The organism is Pseudomonas oplopanacis (genome assembly GCF_057128725.1).
This window is the reverse complement of record NZ_JBSKHV010000004.1, coordinates 314,390-335,441: the sequence shown is the minus strand read 5'-3', so window position 1 is coordinate 335,441 and position 21,052 is coordinate 314,390. Positions and strand designations below refer to the sequence as shown.

General features: G+C 60.6%; 19 protein-coding genes and 1 pseudogene. 14 read left to right on the top strand and 6 right to left on the bottom strand.

Annotated features, from left to right (window positions below; translation table 11 throughout):
- The first annotated feature begins 99 nt into the window (after positions 1-99).
- From cysM to ACWKV5_RS11875, 5 genes are all read left to right on the top strand, one after another.
- Positions 100-1,002: a cysteine synthase CysM gene (gene cysM / locus ACWKV5_RS11895; protein WP_392890799.1), complete on the top strand. Its 903-nt coding sequence runs from the start codon at positions 100-102 to the stop codon at positions 1,000-1,002.
- The gene (rlmD, locus tag ACWKV5_RS11890; RefSeq protein WP_483841405.1) at positions 1,002-2,354 is read left to right on the top strand and encodes a 23S rRNA (uracil(1939)-C(5))-methyltransferase RlmD; all 1,353 of its coding nucleotides are present in this window, start codon (positions 1,002-1,004) and stop codon (positions 2,352-2,354) included. Before cysM ends, rlmD begins: the two co-directional genes overlap by 1 nt.
- Positions 2,355-2,477: 123 nt before the next feature.
- Positions 2,478-4,721, top strand: coding sequence for a GTP diphosphokinase (relA, locus tag ACWKV5_RS11885; protein WP_483841404.1), 2,244 nt, complete (start codon positions 2,478-2,480; stop codon positions 4,719-4,721).
- 143 nt (positions 4,722-4,864) lie between these two features.
- Positions 4,865-5,698, top strand: a complete 834-nt coding sequence (gene mazG, locus ACWKV5_RS11880) for a nucleoside triphosphate pyrophosphohydrolase (RefSeq protein ID WP_483841403.1) — start codon at positions 4,865-4,867, stop codon at positions 5,696-5,698.
- A 28-nt stretch (positions 5,699-5,726) separates the two neighbouring features.
- The gene (locus tag ACWKV5_RS11875; protein ID WP_483841402.1) at positions 5,727-6,269 is read left to right on the top strand and encodes a DUF2058 domain-containing protein; all 543 of its coding nucleotides are present in this window, start codon (positions 5,727-5,729) and stop codon (positions 6,267-6,269) included.
- 70 nt (positions 6,270-6,339) lie between these two features.
- Here ACWKV5_RS11875 and ACWKV5_RS11870 read toward each other — a convergent pair whose 3' ends face one another.
- From ACWKV5_RS11870 to ACWKV5_RS11845, 6 genes are all read right to left on the bottom strand, one after another.
- Positions 6,340-6,528, bottom strand: a complete 189-nt coding sequence (locus ACWKV5_RS11870) for a hypothetical protein (RefSeq protein ID WP_140667387.1) — start codon at positions 6,526-6,528, stop codon at positions 6,340-6,342.
- A gap of 313 nt (positions 6,529-6,841) precedes the next feature.
- Entirely contained in the window at positions 6,842-8,062 is a 1,221-nt protein-coding gene (fabB, locus tag ACWKV5_RS11865; protein ID WP_483841401.1) for a beta-ketoacyl-ACP synthase I, read from the bottom strand.
- 11 nt (positions 8,063-8,073) lie between these two features.
- The gene (gene fabA, locus ACWKV5_RS11860; protein ID WP_008148022.1) at positions 8,074-8,589 is read right to left on the bottom strand and encodes a 3-hydroxyacyl-[acyl-carrier-protein] dehydratase FabA; all 516 of its coding nucleotides are present in this window, start codon (positions 8,587-8,589) and stop codon (positions 8,074-8,076) included.
- Between the two features lie 247 nt (positions 8,590-8,836).
- Positions 8,837-10,738, bottom strand: coding sequence for an ATP-binding protein (locus tag ACWKV5_RS11855; protein ID WP_483841400.1), 1,902 nt, complete (start codon positions 10,736-10,738; stop codon positions 8,837-8,839).
- Positions 10,735-11,667: an ABC transporter substrate-binding protein gene (locus ACWKV5_RS11850; RefSeq protein WP_483841399.1), complete on the bottom strand. Its 933-nt coding sequence runs from the start codon at positions 11,665-11,667 to the stop codon at positions 10,735-10,737. Before ACWKV5_RS11850 ends, ACWKV5_RS11855 begins: the two co-directional genes overlap by 4 nt.
- Positions 11,668-13,791 carry a TonB-dependent receptor plug domain-containing protein gene (locus ACWKV5_RS11845; protein ID WP_483841398.1) on the bottom strand — a complete coding sequence of 708 codons (2,124 nt, stop codon included), beginning with the start codon at positions 13,789-13,791 and terminating at the stop codon, positions 11,668-11,670.
- A 197-nt stretch (positions 13,792-13,988) separates the two neighbouring features.
- Here ACWKV5_RS11845 and ACWKV5_RS11840 point away from each other — a divergent pair, with 197 nt between their 5' ends.
- The 9 genes and pseudogenes from ACWKV5_RS11840 (at position 13,989) to ACWKV5_RS11800 (ending at position 21,039) form a co-directional block, all read left to right on the top strand.
- Positions 13,989-15,014, top strand: a complete 1,026-nt coding sequence (locus ACWKV5_RS11840) for an NAD(P)H-dependent glycerol-3-phosphate dehydrogenase (protein WP_123432799.1) — start codon at positions 13,989-13,991, stop codon at positions 15,012-15,014.
- 32 nt (positions 15,015-15,046) lie between these two features.
- Positions 15,047-15,394, top strand: a complete 348-nt coding sequence (locus ACWKV5_RS11835) for a DUF4389 domain-containing protein (protein WP_027923994.1) — start codon at positions 15,047-15,049, stop codon at positions 15,392-15,394.
- Positions 15,391-15,843: a phosphohistidine phosphatase SixA gene (gene sixA, locus ACWKV5_RS11830; RefSeq protein WP_483841397.1), complete on the top strand. Its 453-nt coding sequence runs from the start codon at positions 15,391-15,393 to the stop codon at positions 15,841-15,843. Before ACWKV5_RS11835 ends, sixA begins: the two co-directional genes overlap by 4 nt.
- A 116-nt stretch (positions 15,844-15,959) precedes the next feature.
- Positions 15,960-17,627 carry an AMP-binding protein gene (locus ACWKV5_RS11825; protein ID WP_483841396.1) on the top strand — a complete coding sequence of 556 codons (1,668 nt, stop codon included), beginning with the start codon at positions 15,960-15,962 and terminating at the stop codon, positions 17,625-17,627.
- A gap of 32 nt (positions 17,628-17,659) precedes the next feature.
- The gene (locus tag ACWKV5_RS11820) at positions 17,660-18,103 is read left to right on the top strand and encodes a hotdog fold thioesterase (RefSeq protein WP_140667376.1); all 444 of its coding nucleotides are present in this window, start codon (positions 17,660-17,662) and stop codon (positions 18,101-18,103) included.
- Positions 18,104-18,366: 263 nt separating this feature from the next.
- Positions 18,367-19,173 (top strand): alpha/beta fold hydrolase, encoded by an 807-nt coding sequence (locus tag ACWKV5_RS11815; RefSeq protein ID WP_483841395.1) that lies wholly within the window; start codon positions 18,367-18,369, stop codon positions 19,171-19,173.
- Complete coding sequence (locus ACWKV5_RS11810) at positions 19,170-20,024, top strand: alpha/beta hydrolase (protein WP_483841394.1); 855 nt, start codon at positions 19,170-19,172, stop codon at positions 20,022-20,024. Before ACWKV5_RS11815 ends, ACWKV5_RS11810 begins: the two co-directional genes overlap by 4 nt.
- 50 nt (positions 20,025-20,074) lie before the next feature.
- Positions 20,075-20,200, top strand: a pseudogene (locus ACWKV5_RS11805) (thioredoxin domain-containing protein); the annotation flags it as partial.
- Positions 20,201-20,232: 32 nt separating this feature from the next.
- On the top strand, positions 20,233-21,039 hold the full coding sequence (locus ACWKV5_RS11800) for a DUF4892 domain-containing protein (RefSeq protein ID WP_483841393.1): 807 nt from the start codon (positions 20,233-20,235) through the stop codon (positions 21,037-21,039).
- Positions 21,040-21,052 lie beyond the last annotated feature (13 nt).

The window sequence follows — 21,052 nt, the reverse complement described above, 5'->3', positions numbered from 1 at the left end:
TTATTCCCATAAGCCATAAGCACCGCACTTTGCGTGATATGGCCTGCGAACGTTTGCCGGTATGATAGGCGCCCCCGCAGTCTGGATTGCGAATACGCCATGACCTTGCAGTACCCAACCATCGCCGATTGCGTCGGCAACACTCCGCTGGTCCGTTTGCAGCGCCTGCCTGGCGCCACCAGCAATACCCTTTTGCTGAAGCTCGAAGGGAATAACCCGGCGGGTTCGGTCAAGGACCGTCCGGCGCTGTCGATGATCACCCGCGCCGAGTTGCGCGGGCAGATCCACGCTGGCGACACGCTGATCGAAGCAACTTCCGGCAACACCGGGATTGCGTTGGCGATGGCCGCCGCGATCAAGGGTTACAAGATGATCCTGATCATGCCGGACAACTCCAGTGCCGAACGTAAAGCCGCGATGACGGCTTATGGTGCCGAGCTGATCCTGGTCACTCAGGAAGAAGGCATGGAAGGCGCCCGCGACCTCGCTCAGCGGATGGAAGCCGAAGGCCGTGGCAAGGTGCTGGACCAGTTCGCCAACGGAGATAATCCGGAGGCGCACTACACCACCACCGGCCCGGAAATCTGGCGCCAGACCGAGGGCACCATCACCCATTTCGTCAGTTCGATGGGCACCACCGGCACCATCATGGGTGTCTCGCGCTACTTGAAAGAGCAGAGCGACAGCGTGCAAATCATCGGCCTGCAACCGATGGAAGGCTCGGCGATTCCGGGCATCCGTCGCTGGCCGCAGGAATACCTGCCGAAGATTTATCAGGCGGATCGCGTCGACCGCATCGTCGACATGGCGCAAAGCGAAGCCGAGGACGTGACCCGTCGTCTGGCCCGCGAAGAAGGCATCTTCTGTGGCGTGTCCTCGGGCGGTGCAGTAGCAGCGATGCTGCGCCTGTCCAAAGAAGTTGAAAACGCGGTGATCGTCGCGATCATCTGCGACCGAGGCGACCGTTACTTGTCGACCGGCATTTTCGACGCGCCCAACTGATGGCCAAGCACGAGAGAGGCCTGCGCTTCCAACCCACGGGCGGCAGCAAGGCCCCACAAATCCCGACCGGCAAAAAGCAGCGCTTGAGCATCGAGCGCCTGGCCAATGACGGTCGCGGTATCGCTTTTTTTGAAGGTCGCACCTGGTTCGTCATCGGCGCCTTGGCCGGTGAAGAAGTCGAGGCGCGAGTATTGGGCGCCCACGGCAAAGTGGTCGAGGCGCGCACCGAGCGCGTGTTCCAGGCCAGCGAACTGCGTCGCCCGGCACCGTGCCCGCACGCCGGTCGCTGTGGCGGCTGCAGCGTGCAACATCTGCCTCATTCTGAACAACTCGCCCTGAAACAACGCATGCTCGCCGAGCAACTGTCGAAAGTCGCCGGTGTCGAACCGCAAGAGTGGGCAGCGCCGCTGAGCGGTCCGGAATTCGGTTACCGCCGTCGCGCCCGTGTGGCGGTGCGCTGGGACATGAAAGCGAAAAAACTCGACGTCGGATTCCGCGCTGCGGGCAGTCAGGACATTGTCGCGATCAACGAATGCACGGTGCTGGTACAGCCCTTGCAACCGATCATGACCCACTTGCCGGAGATGCTCCGTCGCTTGAGCAAACCTCAGGCGCTGGGGCATGTGGAATTGTTCAGCGGTTCGTCGTTGGCCGTATTGCTGCGGCACATGGCGCCGTTGTCTGACGCCGACATGACCCTCCTCAAGGAATTCTGCGCCGCCCATGAAGCCCAATTGTGGCTGCATGGGGACGGTGAGCCACAACCGGTCGAGGCCGATGCGTCGCTGGGTTATCGCCTGGAGCAGTGGGACCTGGAACTGGCCTACCGGCCGGGGGATTTCATTCAGGTCAATGCCGGGGTCAACGAAGCGATGATTGCCCAGGCGTTGGACTGGCTGAAACCGCAGGCGGATGAGCGGGTTCTGGATTTGTTTTGTGGCTTGGGTAACTTTGCCTTGCCGCTGGCCAAGGCCGTTCGCGAAGTCGTGGCGGTGGAAGGTGTGCAGGCCATGGTCGAGCGCGCCGCTGCGAACGCGGCTAGCAATAATCTGCATAACGCGAAGTTTTTTCAGGCCGATTTATCCCAGCCTTTGACCGACGCTGAATGGGCGCGCGAAGGCTTTTGTGCGGTACTCTTGGACCCACCGCGTGACGGTGCTTTCGAGGCCGTGCGCAAGCTGGCGTCCCTGGGCGCCAAGCGGTTGGTGTACGTGTCGTGCAACCCGGCAACGCTGGCGCGCGACACGGTTGAATTGATCAAGCAGGGCTACCGGTTAAAACGTGCCGGGATTCTCGATATGTTTCCTCAAACGGCACATGTCGAGGCCATGGCGTTATTTGAAGCGAGCTAGGACGGCTCGTCTGGTCCGACTGTCCCGCCCGTGCAGCGCTCGCATGAGCCCCGCGAGCGCAAGCGGGCAACGAAGGTCAGCGATTTGACGCATTGAATCTGCGTCGTAGGGAAGGTAAGCAAGATGGTACAGGTGAGAGCACACCAGCCGATCAATACAGACGGCAGTATCAATCTCGAGGCTTGGCTCGATCATGCGGTCAGTGTCGATCCGGCACTGGATCGCGAAGCCTTGAAGGAAGCGTGCGAGTTCGCTCGTACGTCTGAACAGCAGGCCAATGCGGCGAAGAATCTCTGGTCCGAAGGGACGTCGAGTTTCCGCACGGGCCTTGAGATCGCCGAGATTCTCGCCGACCTCAAACTCGATCAGGATTCACTGGTCGCCGCGATCTTGTACCGTGGCGTGCGCGAAGGGCAGATCCTCTTGCCTGCGATCAGCCAGCGCTTCGGCCCGGTGGTGGCCAAGCTCATCGACGGCGTGCAACGCATGGCGGCGATCAGCGACAGCCTGAGCCCGCGTAAATCCCTGGTGCTGGGCACTCAGGGCCAGGTCGAAAACCTGCGCAAAATGCTGGTCGCCATGGTCGACGACGTTCGCGTCGCACTGATCAAGCTGGCTGAACGCACCTGCGCGATTCGCGCGGTGAAAACCGCCGACGACGAAAAACGCAATCGCGTCGCCCGTGAAGTCTTCGACATCTATGCGCCCCTCGCGCACCGTCTCGGTATCGGTCACATCAAGTGGGAACTGGAGGACTTGTCCTTCCGTTACCTTGAGCCTGACCAGTACAAGCAAATCGCCAAGTTGCTGCATGAACGGCGCCTGGATCGCGAGCGTTTCATCGCCGACGTGATGAGCCAGCTGAAGAACGAATTGCAGGCCACCGGCGTCGATGCCGACATCAGCGGCCGGGCCAAACACATCTATTCGATCTGGCGCAAAATGCAGCGCAAGGGTCTGGAATTCAGCCAGATCTACGACGTGCGCGCCGTTCGCGTGCTGGTGCCGGAAATGCGCGATTGCTACACCGCGCTCGGCATTGTCCACACCTTGTGGCGGCACATCCCGAAAGAATTCGACGACTACATCGCCAACCCGAAAGAGAACGGCTATCGCTCGCTGCACACCGCGGTGATCGGCCCCGAGGGCAAGGTGCTGGAAGTGCAGATCCGCACCCACGCCATGCACGAGGAAGCCGAGCTGGGCGTATGCGCGCACTGGCGCTACAAGGGCACCGACGTCAAATCCGGCTCCAACCACTACGAAGAGAAAATCTCGTGGTTGCGTCAGGTCCTCGAGTGGCACGAAGAGCTGGGTGATATCGGCGGCCTGGCGGAACAGCTGCGGGTCGATATCGAGCCGGACCGAGTCTACATCTTCACCCCGGACGGTCATGCCATCGACTTGCCGAAAGGCTCGACGCCGCTGGACTTCGCCTACCGCGTGCACACCGAGATCGGCCATAACTGCCGTGGCGCGAAGATCAACGGGCGCATCGTGCCGCTCAACTACAGCCTGCAAACCGGTGAACAGGTCGAGATCATCACCAGCAAGCACGGCACCCCGAGCCGCGACTGGCTGAACCCTAACCTGGGTTACATCACCACCTCGCGGGCGCGGGCGAAGATTGTCCACTGGTTCAAATTGCAGGCGCGTGACCAGAACGTCGCGGCCGGTAAGACCCTGCTCGAGCGTGAACTCAATCGTCTGGGCTTGCCGGCGGTGGACTTCGAAAAGCTGGCCGACAAGGCCAACATGAAGACCGCCGAGGACATGTTCGCCGCATTGGGCGCCGGTGATTTGCGCCTGGCGCAATTGGTGAACCTGGCGCAGCAACTGGTCGAGCCGGAACGCGGCAACGAACAGCTGGAGCTGATCCCGCGCAAAGCCACCGGCTACAAACCGGGCAAGCGTGGCGACATCCAGATCCAGGGTGTCGGCAACCTGATGACGCAAATGGCCGGCTGCTGCCAGCCGTTGCCGGGGGATGCCATCGTCGGTTACATCACCCAGGGCCGTGGCGTGAGCATTCACCGCCAGGACTGCGCTTCGGTGCTGCAACTGGGCGGGCGCGAGCCAGAGCGGATCATCCAGGTCAGCTGGGGCCCGGTGCCGGTGCTCACGTATCCGGTGGACATCGTCATCCGCGCCTACGACCGCTCCGGTTTGCTGCGTGACGTGTCGCAGGTGCTGCTCAACGAGCGGATCAACGTGCTGGCGGTCAACACCCGCTCGAACAAAGAGGACAACACTGCGTTGATGTCCCTGACCATCGAGATTCCGGGGCTGGATGCGCTGGGGCGGTTGCTGGGACGGATTTCCCAGTTGCCGAACATCATCGAAACCCGCCGTAACCGGACGCCTTGATGACCCCCGATCAAATGAGGGAGCGAGCCTGCTCGCGAAGAGGGCGTGTCAGTCGACATCAATGTTGTCTGACCCACCGCTTTCGTCGGAACGCCGCCCGGAGCCGGCTCGCTCCCACATTGGTTTTGTGTAGAGACTGATTGATGTATTCACTCGAAGACTTATTGCATTTGATGGCCCGTCTGCGCGACCCGCAGTTCGGTTGCCCGTGGGACATCAAGCAAACCTACGCCACCATCGTCCCGCACACCCTCGAGGAAGCCTACGAAGTCGCTGACGCCATCGAGCGGGGTGACTTCGATCACTTGCAGGGTGAGTTGGGGGATTTGCTGTTCCAGGTGGTTTATTACAGCCAACTGGCACGGGAAGAAGGGCGCTTCGAATTCGCCAGTGTGATCGACAGCATCACCCGCAAGCTGATCCGTCGCCATCCTCACGTGTTCCCCACCGGTGATCTGTATGCGCCCATGGACATCCCGCGCCTGAGTGAAGAACAGGTCAAGCAGCGCTGGGAAGAGATCAAGGCCGAGGAGCGCGCCGAGAAATCTGCCGCGCCGCAACAACTGTCCTTGCTCGACGATGTGCCCGCCGCGCTGCCGGCATTGTCGCGTTCCGCCAAGTTGCAGAAGCGCGCCGGGCAGGTCGGTTTCGACTGGCCGGACGCCTTGCCGGTGCTGGACAAGGTTCGCGAAGAGCTCGATGAAGTGCTCGAAGCGATGGCCGACAATGACTCGGCGGCGATTGCCGATGAAGTGGGTGACTTGCTGTTTTCCGTGGTCAATCTGGCGCGTCATCTAAAGGTTGATCCGGAAACTGCGCTGCGTGGTGCCAACAGTAAATTCGAAAGACGCTTCCGTTTTATCGAACAGGCATTGCGCGACACCCACCGTCCCATAGAAGATTGCACCCTCGAAGAGTTGGACGCCTTGTGGGGCGAAGCCAAACGTCAGGAAAAGAATTTGACCAGCTGCGGTTGAGCAGTTGCCTAAGTGAGAAACAAGCACCATGAGCATTTCCCTTCGCGACCAGTTGCTCAAAGCAGGGCTGGTCAACCAGAAGCAGGCCAAACAGGTCGGCAAAGACAAGCAGAAACAACAGCGCCTGGCCCACAAAGGCCATATCGAACTGGATGACTCGCAGCAGCGTGCGGCGCAGGAAGCGCAGGCCGAAAAGGTCAAGCGCGACCAGGAGCTGAACCGTCAGCAGCAGGAAAAGGTCGAGGCCAAGGCCCGCGCCGCGCAGATCAAGCAATTGATCGAAGTCTCGCGTCTGCCGAAGCTGACCACTGAGGATTACTACAACTTTGTTGACGACAAGAAGGTCAAGCGTCTCTGCGTCAACACGCTGATGCGTAACCAGCTCAGCAATGGCTTCCTGGCCATCGTGCACCACGCCGGCGGTTACGAAGTGATCCCGCGTGAAGCGGCGCTGAAGATCCAGGAGCGCGATCCACAACGCATCGTGCAGATGAACGTGAAGACTGAAGAAGTGGCCGCCGAGGACGATCCGTACGCCGCCTATCAGATTCCGGATGATCTGATGTGGTAAGCCGTTAACGGCCGCAACAACGACAAACCCCGCTCATGGCGGGGTTTGTCGTTTTCAATGCTGTAGTTGCTCAAGCGGAGCGCAACGCCCTTTGCTGCTCCAGTGTTTCCAGTTCGGATTTGTAGTTGTGCGCGTCAGTCTCGGAGTGAAACATCCCCACCAACAGGTCTTGTTGATGGACATCCCAAATGCGGATACCGGCGGCTACACCCTCATGGGATTTATGTGAATCGTCGCGTTCAGTTACTTTTACAGTCATCTGCTAGCTCCAATCTCAATTACCTGCACCAAGGCGTGTGCAGGTCTTTGTTATACGTTTTGTTAGCTTGCTAAGTAAACGTTCGGGATTGGTAACGAACAATTGCCGATTCTGCAAAAGTCCTGCAGCCCGCGTAACGCGCGACATTCGGTCGCAGGGCGTTGAGTTTTATGACAAAAGATTCATGTTTGCATTGATGAAGATGACTGTCTTCACACAAAACCTGTGGGGGCGGTGTTCAATCTTTCACGGGCACAAAAAAAACGCCCCGAACCAGTCGGGGCTTTTTTTTGTGCAGCGAAACGGCGAGGTATTACTTACCTGCCCAACGCTTCAGTACCAGCGTGGCGTTGGTGCCACCGAAACCGAAGCTGTTGCTCATCACGGTGTTGATGGTGGCGTTTTCGCGAGTCTTGGTCAGGATCGGCATGTCTGCCACTTCCGGGTCCAGTTCGTCGATGTTGGCGGAGCCCGCCATGAAGTTGCCTTCCATCATCAGCATGCAGTAGATCGCTTCGTGAACGCCGGCGGCGCCCAGGGAGTGACCCGACAGGCTCTTGGTGGAGCTGATGGCCGGAGCCTTGTCGCCGAACACTTCACGCACACCTTTCATCTCCGCGACGTCGCCGACCGGAGTCGAGGTGCCGTGGGTGTTCAGGTAGTCGATCGGAGCGTCAACGGTGGACATGGCCATCTGCATGCAGCGGATGGCGCCTTCGCCGCTTGGGGCGACCATGTCGTAGCCGTCGGAAGTCGCGCCGTAGCCAACGATTTCCGCGTAGATCTTCGCGCCGCGGGCCAGAGCGTGTTCCAGCTCTTCGACCACGACCATGCCGCCACCGCCGGCGATGACGAAACCGTCACGCTTGGCGTCGTAGGCACGGGAAGCCTTGTCCGGGGTTTCGTTGTACTGGCTGGACAGTGCGCCCATGGCGTCGAACAGGAACGACTGGCTCCAATGCTCTTCTTCACCGCCGCCGGCGAACACGATGTCCTGCTTGCCCATCTGGATCTGTTCCATGGCGGTACCGATGCAGTGAGCACTGGTGGCGCAGGCAGAAGCGATGGAGTAGTTCAGGCCCTTGATCTTGAACGGGGTGGCCAGGCAAGCGGAAACGGTGCTGCTCATGGTCCGCGTTACACGGTACGGGCCAACGCGCTTCACGCCTTTTTCGCGCAGGATGTCCAGCGCTTCCATCTGGTTCAGCGTGGAGGCGCCACCGGAACCGGCGATCAGGCCGGTACGCGGGTTGGAGACTTGCTCATCGGTCAGACCGGAGTCAGTGATGGCGTCTTTCATGGCCAGGTAGGCGTAAGCTGCCGCGTGGCCAACGAAGCGATAGATCTTGCGATCGATCAATTCTTCGAGAGGAAGGTCGATGGAGCCGGAAACCTGGCTACGCAGACCCATTTCGGCATATTCCGGGTTGAACCGGATGCCAGGGCGACTTGCACGCAGGTTAGCGGAGACGGTCTCTTTGTCATTGCCCAGGCACGAAACGATGCCCAGACCAGTGATAACGACGCGGCGCATGCGGATAACCCTTAGAAGTTGTCAGTGGAGGTGAAAACGCCGACCCGAAGGCCTTCGGCGGTGTAGATCTCGCGGCCGTCGACGCTGACCGAACCGTCGGCAATGGCCAGGTTCAGTTTGCCTTTCAACACGCGCTTGATCTGAATGTTATAGGTGACTTTCTTGGCGGTCGGCAGGACCTGGCCGAAGAACTTCACTTCGCCCGAACCCAGCGCACGGCCACGGCCCGGCAGACCTTGCCAGCCGAGGAAGAAGCCGACCAGTTGCCACATGGCGTCAAGGCCCAGGCAGCCTGGCATCACCGGATCACCTTCGAAGTGGCAGGCGAAAAACCACAGGTCCGGAGTGATATCCAGCTCGGCGACCAATTCACCTTTGCCGTACTTGCCACCCTCGGCACTGATATGGGTGATGCGATCCACCATCAGCATGTTCGGGGCGGGCAGTTGTGCGTTACCTGGGCCGAACAGCTCACCGCGACTGCAGCGCAGCAGGTCTTCCCGAGTAAAGGCGTTTTGTTGGGTCATGCGAGCTCCTCAATAGTCCCATGCGGCAGGGTGGGGCAAATCTCCCGGCCGATCGAGGCGTTCATGCCTCGAGTCAGCAGCCTACTCATAGACTATTGCGTTGTGGTGAAAGTCACAGCACCAAGGACATGAATGTACACTTGTGCACTGAAATTATTATTCAAGCCCCTTTTCGGGCCTGTTCGGGTGCCTAAGACTGCCGCACTTTCGCCTTTCACGCCAGTCGCAGATGGTCGAAAGGCCTGTACTACTGCACCCAGCGCTGCAGAATTTGCTGCAAATCAGTTCGTTTGAACGGCTTGGCCAAGTAATCGTTCATGCCCGCCGACAAACAGGCTTCGCGATCACCCTGCAACGCATTGGCGGTCAAGGCGATGATCGGCAAGTCCGCGCAGCCGGGTAATTGGCGAATCTGTCGGGTTGCTTCGTAGCCGTCGATGATCGGCAGTCGGCAGTCCATCAGGATCGCTTCAAAAATCAGGCTTTCGGCGCTGCGCACGGCCTGCGCGCCATCGGTCGCGACGCTGACAGTAAAGCCCAGGCTGCGCAACATTGCTTCGATCACGGTCTGATTCACCGGGTTGTCTTCGACCAGCAACACGTTATGCCCGGCGCCATCCTCATTGCCGGTCTGCGCCCTCGGGGTCAGCACCGGCAGCGTCTGTTTATAGAGCGCCAGCGGGATTTCCAGGGTAAACACCGAGCCCAGGCCTTCTTCACTCTGCGCCCGCAAGGTGCCGCCCATGCGTTCCGCCAGGGTGCGGGCAATCGGCAGGCCCAGGCCGGTGCCACCGTAACGGCGTGAAATGGAACTGTCGGCCTGCTGGAAGGCATTGAACATCAGCTCCAGGCTTTCAGCGGAGATACCAATGCCGCTGTCGCGCACGGTGCAGGTGAACCACAGCAGTTCGTGGTCCAGCGATTGCCACTGCGGTTCGATGCTGACGCGGCCGTGTTCGGTGAACTTCAAGGCATTGCCGACCAGATTCACCAGGATCTGCCGGATGCGCGTCGGGTCGCCTTGAACCTGAAGGGCGCGCAGGTCATCTGGGATCACCAACTGCAGATCGAGCCCGCGTTGCGCCGCGCTGTGCTGGAACGATTGGGCGCAACTGACGATCAGGTCCGCGAGGTTGAACGGGATGTGCTCCAGTTCCAGTTCCGAACGCTCGATGCGCGAGAAGTCGAGAATGTCGTTGATGACCTTGAGCAGGTGTTCGGTGGACTCCGAGGCCAGCGCCGCGTATTCGACCTGCTCTTCGGTCATGTCGGTGGTTTCCAGCAATTGCAGCATGCCGAGTACGCCATTCATCGGCGTGCGCAGTTCATGGCTCATCATCGCCAGGAAATCAGACTTGGCGTTGTTGGCCTTTTCCGCTTCCTCGCGTGTCTGGATCAACTGCGCCATCGCCTGATGCTGTTCGCGACTGGCTTGTTCGAGGCCGCTGGCGAGGTTGTTGATGTGTTGCGACAGCGCGCCCAACTCGGTGTCATCCACAATGGGCAAGGGCCGTGTGTAATCGCCTTCCTGGATCGCCTTCACCGCATTGCCAATGTCGCGGATCGGTTGCGACAGGCTGCCCGCCAGGCGCCGTGCGACCAGAAAGGTAAACAGCAGGGCGAACAGGGCGAGGATCGCGGCTTTCAACAGGATTTCCTGCTGACGCTGGTTGAAGGCGTCATTCGACAGACCGACGATCACCCGGCCCAGATAGTCCTCGGAGGGGCCGATACTCGCGGCTTTGGAGCCCTGGAAAAAATCATTGTTGAGCGCAATCCGCTGCAACCGCACCGGTGCCTGGAACACTTCCACCTGTTGCGAGCGGCGGTGGGTTTCCGACGGTTGCTCGACGTACACCAGAATCCGGTTGGCGTTGTCCTGGACCTCGAGGAAGCGCACGTTCGGCGTGGCGAGTGTCGCCTTGAGCAAGCTTTCGAGCACCTCGTTGTTACCCGAAATCACCCCGTATTCGGTGGCGGGAGCCAATTGGTTGGCGATCAACTGCCCGGTGTGGTTGAGCTCCTGACGCAGGTCCTGAATCCGTACGAAGGTAAAAAAGCTGATCAGCAGCAGTGTCAGCAACAGGGCCGGGCCAAGGCTGATCATCTGTGTGCGGGTGTTGATGTCCCAAGGGCGTCGGAAGGTCATGGGCGGCTTTCTCCTTCAGCCAACTGCAGGGCGGCAGACGCGTCATCAATCTGCTCAATACCTAATGAACGAGCCACTTGCGGGTTACTTGAGACTTTGAAGTGTTGCGGGTAAAGCGCGCGCGGCCAGCTCGCCGGTGGCAGGTCGAGCAATTCGTCGAGCACCTGCAGCCAGTCGCTCTGATCGCTGTACGTGCTGGCCAGGCTGCCGGCCTTGACGAACGCGGCATTCGGGCCGACCAAGGCCAGTTGCCGGGAGTAGCTGCTCAATAGCAGATTCTTTGCGGTTTTCGGGTTGTACAGGTCGGGATCGTCGAGGCCCAGCAGCACGTCGCAGTTTTTCAGCAAGTCCTGCAAGGGGCGACTGTCATTGGTGTTGTCCCAACGCTCGGCAACCACATCAAGCGATTCCCCCAGGGCGGCCAGGCGCATTTCTTTCAACAGGAATTCGCTGTGATCGTCGTACAGCACGCCGACGCGCCGCGCCTGGGGTAGGACCAATCGGGTCAGGCGCAATTGCCGATCCAGTGGCGGATCACTCCAGAGCAGGCTGAGCTGCGGTGGAAAGTTCACGCCGAAACGTTGTTGGGCTTGCAGGCGACTGATGCGCAGTACCAGCGTCGCCGGGCCTTGGGCCTCTTGCTGGCGCCAGTCGAGGCTTGGCAGATCGAGCAGGATCAAGCGCGTGGCGGCGGGCAGTTTGCTTGGCAAGGGGAGGCTCGCCAGTGGTTGGAAACGCACGTTGTCGGTGGGGCGCATCTCACTCAATGCATGGACGAAGGACTGCACGCCGGGGCTGTCTTCGGCGCCGGTCAACAAAATGTCGTCAGCCTGTATCGGCAGGGCGCCGAGCAGGCAGCCAACCGCCAGGCACAACCCGGCCAGCAGGCGGCCCAGTGGCGGCGACTTCCATGGCAGGCAACGGCGCATTTAAAACGTCAGCTCCGCGCTGAAATAAACCACTCGGCGCTCGTCGTAGTTGTTGTCGACGAAGGTGGTGGGTTGGTTGTCCAGGCGTTGCTGAAGAATGCCGGCCAGTTCCAGATGGGCCTTGCCCAGGCCGATACGTTTGGCAATACGTGTGTCTACCCGCTCGAAGCGGTATCCGTTGAGCGCATCGTCGCCATAGTAGAAGAGCGCGCTGTTCCAGCCCTGTCCCCAGTTGCGCAGCCAACCGGCGGAGCCGCTGTTGCGCGCGGTCTGTTGCTCATCCAGCGGGTTACTGGCGTCGGCGTCGACGTAGGCATAGGTCAGGCGCAGGCGGTCAGCGCTGCCGAGGTGCCAGTCCAGTTGTGTTTCCGCCCCGGTGAAGCGCGAGGTGTTGGAGTTGCTGGCGATGTACTGATTGTTGCGCAGCGGTTCGCTGATCATGCCGTTGATTTCGTCGTAGAACAGCTTCACATCGACGCTCAGTCCCAGCTCGACGAAGTAGCCGTTGTAGCCCAGCTCTCGCGAGCGCATGCGTTCCTTGTCGAGGTCGCCGGGGCCACGGGTCTTGACGAAATAGCGGGCGCTGCTCTGGCCGTAAGCGCTGGGCCGCAGGTTAGTCACCTGGTAACTCCAGTTGACGTTGTTCTCGAACATGTCCGGTGAGCGGATGGCTTCCGAGTACACGGCACGTAAACCATGGCGCGGGTTGATCAGGTAATTGACCGCGACACGCGGGGTCAACGAGCTGCCGGTCAATTGCGTGTCTTCGAACATCGCCCCGCCCTGCAACAACCAATGCTCGGTGGCTCGCCACTCCAGCTGGCCGAACGTGCGCCACGTGGTGTCATCGAGCGTGCCATTGAAGTAGGTCTCGGAATCGGCCCGGTCGTAACGATAGTTCATGCCACTGACCAGTCGCAGACTGTCGGACAGGCTGAGGGTGTCTTGTACTTCGAGGTCGTAGCGCGATTCCCGGGCGCTCTGGTCGATGTCGCCACAGAGCGTTTGCCGCGCGCCACTTTTCCATTGCCCCAGCACTTGATTGGCCAGCGCTTGTTCCGCCGGCGTGCCGCGAGGCGCGCCGGGACCGGTGAAGCGATCCATGTTGCGCGCCAGGCGTTCGGTGTAATTGGGGTTGAGCTGCCAGAGTTGGGTCAGCTCCGGGCTGAACGACACTTCGGCATCGCAGGCGCGCCAGGTTTGCTGGCGATCCCAGTGTTGGGCCGAGCCCTGGACATAAAGGCTGTGATCGGGATTGAGGTCCAGGTTCCAGCGCAGCGAGCCGGCGTAATCCTTGGCGGCGACGTCGGAATTGTCGCCGGCGGCGGTAATCCCCGGGAACACCGGGCGGTAGGTATACGGCCGTTGGTTGGTGCCTTCCTTCGCATTCAATTGCCAGTCGATGCTCTGGTTTTCGGCGAGCGTCTGGCTGACCGCGAGGTTGAAGCGATTGAGGCGACGGCTGTCCCGATAATCGGCACCGTTGCGGTCCGAATCGAAACCGTCGTCTTGCTGCCCGGACAGTGACAGACGCAGGTCACCGCCGTCCCAGCCGGTGCCCTGGCTGGCGTAATAGTCGTTGATGCCGCGTTGGCCACGGGTGACTTTGACGCGGGTGCCATGGCTGTTGGCCGGGTTGCGCATGATGATGTTGACCACGGCCATCAGCGCGTTGGCGCCGTAGCTGACGGTGTTCGGACCACGAAAGACTTCGATGCGCTCGATGTCTTCCATGGCCACCGGGATATCACTCCAGTCCACCGTGGCCAGTCCGGCGCGGTACACCGAGCGACCGTCGATCAGCACCTGCATGCGCCGGGCGGCGGTGGCGTTGGTGCCGTGGTAGTTCACGGCGGCCTGGTTGCCGCTGATGTTGCCGACCATCATGCCCGGCACCAGTCGCAGCAATTCGCTGATGTCGCGGGCGCCGCTGGCGTTGATCAATTCGCTGTCAATCACCGTCATGCTCCCCGGAACTGCGGCCGGCGATTGCTTCAGGCGTGTCGCCGTCAGCACTTGCGGGAGCGGTTCGTTGTCGAGGAACAAGTCGTCGGCCAGCAAGGACGGGCTGAACATCAGCGCCAGGACCAGCGGCGAGCGGGGTGATGGAGAACCAAGCGACACGTCATACCCTTTGATCGTGAGGAGTTGGCGCGCATGTTAACCGAGCGCGGGCACTTTTCCATTCACGATGCCGGCATTTTCCTCGTATTTATTGGTCTTCTTCCTACAAGTGTTGGTAATTGATGCGGGGGCTGGCCGCCACGGGGGCGCTCCGTATAATGCCGACATCGCCACTGGTATGGATTAACGGATTGCATATGACTGAACAGCGCCCAATTGCGGTCCTGGGAGGCGGAAGTTTTGGTACCGCCGTGGCCAATCTGCTGGCCGAAAACGGTCATCAGGTCCGGCAGTGGATGCGTGACCCCGAACAGGCCGAGGCCATTCGGGTCAATCGCGAGAACCCGCGTTACCTCAAAGGCATCAAGATTCTCCCGGCGGTAGAACCGGTGACCGACCTGCAAGCCACGCTGGATGCCTGCGACCTGTGTTTCGTCGCGTTGCCCTCCAGCGCGCTGCGCTCGGTCCTGGTCCCGCATGCCGCTCAGTTGAGCGGCAAACTGCTGGTCAGCCTGACCAAAGGCATCGAAGCCCACACCTTCAAGCTGATGAGCGAAATCCTCGAGGAAATCGCTCCGCAAGCGCGCATCGGCGTGTTGTCGGGACCGAACCTGGCCCGTGAAATCGCTGAACACGCGTTGACTGCCACGGTAGTCGCCAGTGAAGACGAAGAGCTGTGCCAGCGGGTTCAGGAAGCGCTGCATGGCCGGACCTTTCGCGTGTACGCCAGCGCCGACCGTTTCGGCGTCGAGTTGGGCGGGGCGCTGAAAAACGTCTACGCGATCATTGCCGGCATGGCCGTTGCGCTGGGCATGGGCGAAAACACCAAGAGCATGCTGATCACCCGCGCACTGGCGGAAATGACCCGTTTTGCGGTGAATCAGGGCGCCAACCCGATGACCTTCCTCGGCCTTGCCGGGGTGGGCGATTTGATCGTCACCTGCTCGTCGCCAAAAAGCCGTAACTACCAGGTCGGGTTTGCCCTCGGCCAGGGCCTGAGCCTGGAAGACGCGGTGACGCGTCTGGGCGAAGTCGCCGAAGGCGTGAACACGCTGAAAGTGCTCAAGGCCAAGGCTCAGGAGGTGGGCGTCTATATGCCACTGGTCGCCGGGCTGCACGCAATCCTGTTCGAAGGGCGCACGCTTAATCAGGTAATTGAGCTGTTGATGCGCGGCGAACCGAAAACCGATGTCGACTTCATTTCTACCAGCGGTTTCAACTAAGCACGCTTTGTAAATAAGCAGGGGAGCACGACATGAACGATCCAAAAATGGAAACCAAGTACGAGTCGATCCTGCTGCGGGTGCTGTGGATGATCGTATTCGTGCTGGTCTGGCAAGTGGCGCAGTTCATCCTTGGCGCGGTGGTGCTGGTGCAACTGATCTATCGTTTGTTCTATGGCGCTCCGAGCGCCAGCCTGATGAACTTCGGCGACAGCCTGAGCCAGTTCCTGGCGCAGATCGGTCGTTTCGGCAGCTTCCACAGCGACCAGAAACCCTGGCCGTTCGCCGACTGGCCGACGCCGCGTACACCGGAAGGTGAAGCGCCGCATGTTGTGGCGCCCGCGCCGCATCCGGCCCGAGATGAGGAACCCAAGCTATGAAACTCTGGGTATTGCGTCATGGTGAAGCTGAACCGTATGGCTCGCGTCCTGATTCCGAGCGAGCACTGACCCCTCATGGTTGTGAAGAAGTGCTGCGCAGTGCGGCCGAGCTGATCGGTCAGCCGATTACCGCGATCTACGCCAGCCCTTACCTGCGGGCGCAACAGACCGCGCAATTGGTGCGCGAAGCGCTGGGGTTCGAACCGGACATCCGCACCGTCGAGTGGCTGACACCCGACAACCGCCCGCAAGCGGTGTCGGAGCAGTTGGTGTCGGTGGATTACGCGCTGTTGGTCAGTCACAACCCGCTGGTGGGCAATTTGCTCGGTTATCTGCAGCACGGTCACGTGCAAGAGCCGGAAACCGTCAAAACCGCCAGCCTGGCAGAGCTCGAAGGCGACTTGCCGCTGGCCGGCGCCATGAAACTCAACGGCATCAAGCACCCCTGATAGTTTTGCTCCCACAGGGGACGGCGGTGTTGCTGATTTTTGTAATGAAATAGTCAACCAAGCAACCGCTTGGTTGACTACGCTTGCTCCAGACCAAAAATTCAGGAGCGAGTCGCATGTCTGCTGCTTTTCGTTTGCCGCTGGATGTCTTTTACGAGCGTGAGGCCCGTCATCCACGCCAGCGTTTTCTGGTCCAGCCCACGGGCGGCGGGCAGGTCGAGACCTTGACCTGGGCCGACGTCGGCCATCAGGCACGTTGCGCGGCACATTGGCTGCGCGCTCGCGAACTGCCGCAAGGCAGCCACATCGCGCTGATATCGAAAAACTGTGCCCACTGGATCATCGCCGACCTGGCGATCTGGATGGCCGGGCATGTCTCGGTGCCGTTGTACCCCAACCTCACCGCCGAATCGGTGGCCCAGGTACTCGACCACTCCGAAGCGGCGCTGGCGTTTATCGGCAAGCTTGATGACTGGCCGAGCATGTCTCGTGGCGTCAGCCCTGACTTGCCGACGATCAGCTTGCCGCTGCACCCACCCGGCACCTTCGATTTCAGCTGGGCCGACCTGCAACGCAGCTCGCCCATCCAGGATAACCCCACGCCGGCGGCCGATCAGTTGGCGACCATCATTTACACCTCCGGTACCACCGGCCTGCCCAAAGGCGTGATGCACAGTTTCGGCAATCTGGGTTTCGCCACCACCCGCGGTACGCAGTTGTTTGGCCTCAACGAGTCGGATCGATTGCTGTCCTATTTGCCGCTGTGCCACGTGGCCGAGCGGATGTTCGTCGAACTGGCGTCGATTTACACCGGGCAAACGGTGTTCTTTGCCGAGAGCCTCGATACCTTCCTGACCGATTTAAAGCGCGCCCGGCCTACTGCCTTGTTCGGCGTGCCGCGAATCTGGACCAAATTCCAGATGGGCGTGTACAGCAAGATCCCGGCAAAGCGCCTGGATTTTCTGCTCGGGCTGCCCTTCATCGGCAAACGGGTCGGGCATAAAGTCCTCGTCGGGCTGGGGCTGGATGCATTGCGTGTCGCCTTGTCCGGCGCTGCGCCCGTGCCACAAACCTTGCTGCTGTGGTACCGCAAACTGGGGCTGGACGTGCTGGAGGTCTACGGCATGACCGAGAGCTGCGGCTATTCGCACATTTGCCGGCCCGGCGAGAACAAGCCCGGCTGGATCGGCAAGCCGTGCCCTGAGGTGGAAGTGCGAATCGATGAATCCGGCGAGGTCATGGTGCGCAGCGGCGCGACCATGCTCGGCTACTTCAAGGAACCGCAGAAAACTGCTGAAACCATCACCGAGGACGGCTTCCTGCGCACCGGCGACAAGGGCGAGGAAGACGCCGAAGGCAACCTGCGCCTGACCGGGCGCCTGAAAGAAATCTTCAAGACCAGCAAGGGCAAATACGTCGCGCCGGCGCCAATTGAAAATCGCCTGGCGGTGCATTCGCGGATTGAACAAGTGTGCGTGGTCGGTGACGGTTTGAGTGCGCCGTTGGGACTGTGTGTGTTGTCGGCGGTCGGGCAGCAGGACGCCAGCGGCACGGCGAGGGCAGGGCTGCATTCAAGCCTGGAAAAACTCCTGGATGAAGTCAACGGCGTCCTCGACAAGCATGAGCGCTTGCGGCGTCTGGTGGTGGTCAAGGACAGTTGGGCCGTGGAAAACGGCTTCCTGACGCCGACCCTGAAGATCAAGCGCAATGTGATCGAAGCGGCTTACGGCGACCGCTTCGAAGAATGGAGCGAGCGCAGCGAGGCGGTGCTGTGGCAGGATTGAGCCACGAACAAAACCAACATAGGAAAGCAGCGATGAGTCTGTGGCGTACCACTCCCAACATCGAGCAGTTGAACGCGATCCAGAAAAACACCATCGGCGAAGTGCTGGATATCCGCTTCGAAGCGTTTGACGAAGGCTCCCTGACCGCAAGCATGGTCATTGACCATCGCACTCACCAGCCTTACGGCCTGCTGCATGGCGGCGCGTCGGTGGTGCTGGCCGAGTCGGTCGGTTCGATGGCCAGTTATCTGTGCATCGACGCCAGCAAGTTTTACTGCGTGGGCCTGGAAATCAACGCCAACCATTTGCGCGGCCTGCGCAGTGGACGGGTGACAGCCGTGGCCACGCCAATCCACATCGGCCGCACGACGCACGTCTGGGACATCCGCTTGACCAGCGATGAAGGCAAGGCCAGTTGCGTGTCGCGCCTGACCATGGCGGTCGTGCCGCTGGGCGAAAATCCGCCAGCGCGCTGACATCCCAGGCAAACTGCCTGGTCTTTTTTGGCGAGGGAGCTTGCTCCCGCTGGGCTGCGCAGCAGCCCTAATCTCCGTCACGGATGACCGCATTGGAAGAGCGACGACTGCTGCGCAGCCGAACGCGAGCAAGCTCGCTCGCCACTATGGCTCCACTGCATAGTCTTGACCGGACTGTCATCATTCCTGTCACTTACAGTCATTGCTGTCAGCCGTTGTCTTACGGACAATCAACGCCTGTTCTCGCTCATGGATTTGCCGGTATGTCGCAACAGATATTTTTCGCCCACGCCAATGGCTTTCCTTCCGGGACCTACGGCAAGTTGTTTGCGGCGCTGGCGCCCGAGTATCAGGTGACGCATCTGGAGCAGCACGCTCATGACCCGCGTTTTCCGGCGGACGACAACTGGTACAACCTGGTGGACGAATTGATCCATCACCTCAAGCAGCAGGCGGAACCGGTGTGGGGCGTCGGCCATTCCTTTGGTGGCGTGCTGCACTTGCACGCGGCGCTGCGTTGCCCTGAGTTGTATCGCGGCGTGGTGATGCTCGATTCACCGGTGCTGACGCGCACCGATCAATGGGTCATCCGCGCCGCCAAGCGATTCGGCTTCATCGACCGCTTGACCCCGGCCGGCCGTACCCTGGGACGTCGCGAAGAATTCGCCGACCTCGAAAGTGCGCGTAGCTACTTCTCGGGCAAAACCCTGTTCCGCAGTTTTGACCCGGAATGCTTTGACGCCTACCTGCAACACGGTTTGCACAAGGTCGGTGACAAGCTGCGCCTGCGCTTTGATCCTGCGACGGAAATCAGCATCTACCGTGGCGTGCCCCACACCAGCCCCGGTCGCACGCGTCAGCTGCAAGTGCCGCTGGCGGTGGTGCGCGGGCACAAGAGCCGCGTGGTGATGCGTCATCACGCAAGCGCTGTCGGACGCATGCCGCAGGGTGAATCCCTGACGCTGCCCGGCGGTCACATGTTTCCTCTCGAACGTCCACATGACACGGCCACGCTGCTGAAAACCCTGTTCAGCCGATGGGACGGTCGCAACGAAAAGGATTGCGCATGAGCAATGCCGTCGAAGAAGTCCGTCTGAGCCTGCCGCACATCGAGTTGGCGGCACACTTGTTCGGTCCTGAAGACGGCTTGCCGGTGATTGCGCTGCATGGCTGGCTGGACAATGCCAACAGTTTTGCCCGTCTGGCGCCCAAGCTCAAAGGCCTGCGTATCATCGCCCTGGACATGGCCGGTCACGGTCACTCCGGGCATCGCCCGCCTGGTGCCGGTTACGCGATGTGGGACTACGCCCATGACGTATTGCAAGTCGCCGAGCAACTGGGCCTCAAACGTTTTGCGCTGATGGGGCACTCCATGGGGGCCATCGCCTCGTTGATCATTGCCGGGTCGATGCCGGAGCGCGTCACACACCTGGCGTTGATCGACGGCATCATTCCTCCTACAGACAAAGGCGAAAATGCGGCCGAGCGCATGGGCATGGCCCTGCAAGCGCAGCTGGATTTGCGGGAGAAACAAAAACCGGTCTACAACACCCTCGATCGCGCCATCGAAGCACGCATGAAGGGCTTGGTAGCGGTCAGTCGCGAAGCCGCCGAGCTGCTGGCCCAGCGCGGTTTGATGCCCGTGCCGGGCGGTTACACATGGCGCACCGACAACCGCCTGACGCTGCCGTCGCCGCTGCGTCTGACCACCGAACAGGCCATGGCGTTTGTCCAGCGAATCAGTTGTCCGGCCAAACTGGTGGTGGCGGCCGACGGCATGCTCGCCAAACATTCCGAGTTGCTGGAACGTCTACCCTTTAGCCGTGAACAGCTGCCAGGCGGTCATCATTTGCACCTGAATGACGAAACTGGCGCCGACCTTGTCGCAGACTGTTTCAATCGGTTCTTCGCCGTTCCTTGACTTGCGCCGGGCAACTGTCGAGGCTGGGCGGGTTGAAATGGGAGACAACCATGATAGATCGCTCTACCGCTGCGACCCCGAATGGCCACAAGGTCTCTATCGTGCTCGAGAAACCCGGCCTGCCCTGCACGGAGCATGCCCCGGGTTTCGATAACAAGGAACGGAAGTTAAAAGGGGCCCAGGCCATGCTGATCCGATGAGCCTGTCCATGCGTTCACTCAGTCTGCTGGCGCTGTGTTGTTTCAGTCCTTTATCGTTTGCCGCTGATGTCCCGGGCAGTCAGGACTTGCCGATCCTGCCGCGCATGGAAGATGCGCAGATCGTTGATTATCGTCCGGCCGTCGAGCTTGAACGGATCTACCCCCTGGGTTCTATCCGCAAGATCAGCGGCCAGCTGCGCTTTGACGGTCAGGTCACGGCACGCGGGCAGACCACCTCGGTCACCTACGAGTTGCCGCCGGAGCATTCCTCCACCGAAGCCTTTACTGCTGCGCGGGAAGCCTTGCAGAAGCAGGGCGCCGAGTTGCTGTTCTGGTGCCAGGCCCGCGATTGCGGCGAAAGCAGCCTGTGGGCCAACGAAGTTTTCGGCAACGCCAAACTCTACGGTGCCGACGATCAACAGGCGTATTTGCTGCTGAGACTGGCGGCGCCACAGGACAATTCGCTGGTGGCGCTTTACAGCATCACGCGCGGTAACCGCAAAGCCTACCTGCATGTCGAGCAATTCGACGCGGCGGCGCCGTTGGGCGACTTGTTGCCGACGTCCGCCACTCTGCTGCGTCAACTCAAAAGCACTGGTGAACTCGATTTCCCGAAACTGAACGCTGATCCCGACGACACGTGGCTGCGTCTGATTTCACGCGGACTGAACCTGGACACCACCTTGCGAGTCAGTGTTTCCGGCACCAAGGCTGAGGCCTGGCGTCAGGCATTGATTGCTCAGGGTGTGCGAGCGGCGCGACTGGAAGCCGGCACCGTCGAAGGCTCTGGCCTGCACATCGAGCTGTTGCGATAAGCTGCACAGGCGA